General features: G+C 53.6%; 4 protein-coding genes. All 4 read left to right on the top strand.

Going from position 1 to position 4,116, the window contains the following annotated elements; genetic code table 11:
* Positions 1 to 142 precede the first annotated feature (142 nt).
* Positions 143 to 1,321: a thiolase family protein gene (locus ACOJWD_RS08245; protein ID WP_486992746.1), complete on the top strand. Its 1,179-nt coding sequence runs from the start codon at positions 143 to 145 to the stop codon at positions 1,319 to 1,321.
* Positions 1,322 to 1,347: 26 nt separating this feature from the next.
* Entirely contained in the window at positions 1,348 to 2,067 is a 720-nt protein-coding gene (gene fabG, locus ACOJWD_RS08240; RefSeq protein ID WP_486992745.1) for a 3-oxoacyl-ACP reductase FabG, read from the top strand.
* Positions 2,068 to 2,096: 29 nt separating this feature from the next.
* Positions 2,097 to 3,680, top strand: a complete 1,584-nt coding sequence (locus tag ACOJWD_RS08235) for a class I adenylate-forming enzyme family protein (RefSeq protein ID WP_486992744.1) — start codon at positions 2,097 to 2,099, stop codon at positions 3,678 to 3,680.
* The coding region (locus ACOJWD_RS08230; RefSeq protein ID WP_486992743.1) for a glycerate kinase at positions 3,677 to 4,116 on the top strand (440 nt) is incomplete at its 3' end. The genes ACOJWD_RS08235 and ACOJWD_RS08230, both read left to right, overlap by 4 nt.

The raw sequence follows: 4,116 nt of genomic DNA, 5'->3' as shown, positions 1-4,116 counted from the left end.
CGCGAGATAACCAGATGCGTTTGGAGGAAGTGCGTGTGAATCCAATCTGTCAGAAGATGCCACGACGTGATTAATTCGGATGCGATCTTTAAGCAAGTGGTGGAACGCATCATTGGAATAAGAACCTAAGGAGGACTAACTAATGAGAGAAGACGTTGTGATTGTCGATGGAGTGCGAACCGCGATTGGGACCTTTGGGGGAAGTTTAACCGGGATTCCTGCTCATGAACTCGGGGCCCATGTCATTCGGGAAGCCCTTAAACGCTCGCAGGTGGAACCGGATACCGTAGACGAAGTGGTCATAGGGTGTGTGGGGCAGGTGTCGGGAGACGCATTTATTGCGCGACGTGCGGCCCTAAGTGCAGGGATACCTACCGGTTCTACGGCTCAAACCGTGAACCGCTTGTGCGGGTCGGGATTACAGGCGATTATTACCGGGACTCAGTGGCTACAGCTGGAAGACGCCGATAGGGTGGTAGTAGGGGGGACGGAAAATATGAGCCGATTACCTTACTATGTTTGGAATCGCTGGGGGAAGCGATTAGGACATGGAGAGCTGGAGGACGGCGTACTGGCTGCCGTTACCGATCCATTTGGAGAATACCCCATGGGGATGACAGCGGAGGCTGTTGCGACGCGGTATCAGGTATCCCGCGAAGATCAGGACAAGATGGCGCTGGACTCCCAGCAGAGAGCCAAAGCCGCAGTTGACGATGGCCGCTTTCGTGATGAAATCCTGGCTATTGAGGTGCCGGATGGTCGACGAACGAAAGTATTCGATACGGATGAGCACCTGCGAGAAACATCGCTTGACCAATTGGCGCGACTTCGTCCCGCGTTTAGCGAGGGGGGGACGGTGACAGCCGGAAATAGCTCAGGGATCAATGATGGAGCAGGAGCACTGGTCATGATGCGGGAACAGAGTGCCAGCCGGGCTGGCCTCACGCCACGAGGGCGGATGGTAAGCTGGGCAGTTTCAGGCATGGATCCGGAGTATATGGGGTATACGCCGGTCTATGCCATTCGAAAGGCACTTCGCAAGGCCAACCTATCGGTGGCAGATATGGATTTGGTGGAATTGAACGAAGCGTTTGCGGCCCAGGCTGTGGCCGTGGTGCGCGACGCCGACCTAGACTGGTCCAAGACCAATGTCAATGGTGGTGCAATCGCGCTGGGTCATCCGATTGGTGCTACCGGAGCCATTTTGACAATCAAGATTCTTTACGAACTGGAGCGGCGCCATGCCCGTTATGGACTTGTATCCATGTGTATCGGTGGAGGCCAAGGAATTGCCGCAGTATTTGAAAACTATCGGCGTTAGGCCATAAATTTCTGGAAGGATGGAATATGATGAAACCCATTGCACTGGTAACAGGAGCCCAACGAGGAATCGGGTATGGTATTGCACAGGTCCTTCATGAACGAGGCTACCAAATGGTGCTCGTGGACGTGGATGCTAAAGCGCTGGATCGGGCTACTACGGATCTTCCGGAAAGTACACCGCTCGTTGTGGATGTGCGTGACTTTTCGGCGGTAGAGTCTGCGGTTTCATCCATTGAAAGAGAGGTCGGCCCGATATCGGTATTGGTGAATAATGCCGGTATCAACCGCGATCGCATGTTGCATCGCATGAGTGAGTCTGAATGGGACGATGTCATCCAAGTGAATCTCAAAGGACAATTCAACTGGCTACGACATGTGGTACCAGCAATGCGTGAGCGTCGCGCTGGGCGCATCATTAACGTGTCTTCAATGAGTTGGCTCGGTAATGTCGGTCAAGCGAATTATGCCGCGTCCAAAGCGGGTGTAGTGGGATTGACGAAAACGGCATCACGAGAATTGGCGAAGTTCAATGTCACGGTCAATGCCATTTGTCCGGGGTTTATCGATACCCCCATGACTCGTTCCATGTCGGAGGAAGGTTGGAAGCATATGATTGAAAAGATTCCGATGGGACGGATTGGTTTACCTGAGGATGTGGGTCGGGTAGTGGCGTTTCTCGCGTCAGACGATGCAGCATATGTGACGGGTGAGGTGGTTAATGTGAGCGGTGGCATGATTTTATAACGAGACGTTTGAGATGTGGGGGATTCTGGATGATTGTAGAATACCAATGGCCGCAAGCGATGGATAGCATCGGCGAGACAACATACGCCAATCTTCCGCGCTCCTTGTCGCACGTGCTCGAAGCGAGTTACATCCGCCGGCCCAGTCAGCTTGCTATTACTGCCAGTGATGGCGAGTTCACCTACCGCGACGTATGGGAACGGGCTTTGCAAGTGGCGCGATACTTAAAGGGACTGGGAATTCGGTCGGGAGATCGTGTGGTTCTCCGCCTTTCTAACACGGGGTCATTTGTTTGTTGGCTATTTGGAGCGCTTCAGTTGGGCGCGCTGGTCACCCCGACAAATTACCGCTTCTCGGCTGCAGAGTTCCAACCTCTGCATGCTTTGCTTCGCCCTGCCGTTACCATCTGTGAGGCATCAGACGAGAATCTTTCTCTATTGCCCGGCAGGATCATTGATGAACGGGCCTATCTATCCGTGCCAACGGGCCCATCATCGAAGGTGGACATAGCGTCAGATACCCCTGCCATAATGTTTCTCACTTCCGGAACTAGCGGAGCGCCGAAGGGGGTTCCGCTGAGCCACGAAAATATGTTGACGTCAGTGGAGACATACCGTCGGATTTTCACATTGGATGCGAGCGACGTCACATTAATTACGGTGCCATTGTTCCACGTCACCGGACTAATCGGGCAGTTGCTGACCATTTTTTCGGTGGGAGGCACTGCGGTATTGGTGAAGCGATTTGATGAGGGTCTCTTTTTTGATGGCATGCAAAAATATCGCGGCAGCTTCGTCTTTGGAGTCCCGACGATCTTTCTGCGTCTCTTAAATTATTTGGCAGTCCATAAGGTTCCCCCTCTTCCTAACTGGCGAGTGGCTGCAAGCGGCGGAGCGCCGATGCCGCCGTCGCTTATGGCCGCTTTTAAAGAGAAATTTCCTGCCTTGCATGTATACAATACCTATGGGATGACCGAACTTTCATCACCCGCGACGATTCTTCCCGCAGAAGAGGCAGGGGATCGACCCGGGTCGGTGGGGCATGCGGTTCCTTTTGCGCAATTAAGGGTGGTCGATGGACATACGGGTCTGGATGTGGGAAAGGGAGAATTGGGCGAACTTTGGGTCCGTGGGCCTATGGTGAGTCGAGGATATTGGGGGACAGACCGACGGGTTGGCTTTTCTGACGGCGGATGGATGATGAGTAGGGATTTAGCTCGTATTGATGATGCGGGATTTGTCTACATTGTTGATCGCATGAAAGATCTGATTAATCGCGGAGGCGAGAAGATTTTCCCAGGAGAGGTGGAAAACGTGCTCTATCAATACCCTGATATTGCCGAAGCGAGCGTGGTAGGGGTGCCGGACGAAATTTGGGGAGAGAGCGTCGCCGCTCTGGTCGTTCCCAAGCCCCGGTGCAAGTTGGAGACGAGTGATATTCAGCACTTTTTAGCAAGACATATCAGTCGTTATAAAGTGCCCACCGTATGGATGATTGCTGATGGTATTCCCAAAAATGCTAATGGGAAGGTGAATAAGAAGGCGGTCAAAGAATTGATTCGAGGGGAACACAAGGCACTCTTTGAGGACGCTCCGGGGGGTGCAAGGCCATGAAACCCCATATCTTGGTGGCTCCCGATTCATTCAAGGGCTCGATGGGCGCTCTTGCGGTAGCGGAGGCCATCGCGAAGGGCTTATGCCACGCTCTCTCTGCTGACGTGAAGATTATACCCATGGCCGATGGGGGGGAAGGTACAGGAGACGTTGTGACATCGATGGGAGGGGAGATCGTACCCGCTGCGACGGTAGATATTTATAACCGGCCGCGCAATGGTTATTGGATTCGTTATGGCCGTATGGCTTTGGTGGAGTCGGCAGTAGGGTCTGGGTTTATGTCCCTCAAGGATCGCATTGCGGATGCTAGTCACACGACCAGCCGCGGTACGGGACTATTGGTTCACGCAGCCTTGCAAGATCCTTCCGTGGACCGTGTCATGGTGGCACTGGGGGGAACCGGATGCACGGACGGCGGATTTGGCTTCATGGAGGG

This window comes from Sulfobacillus sp. TH-112, from assembly GCF_057473405.1.
The sequence above is the reverse complement of the archived record's forward strand: the minus strand, read 5'-3'. Positions and strand labels throughout refer to the sequence as shown.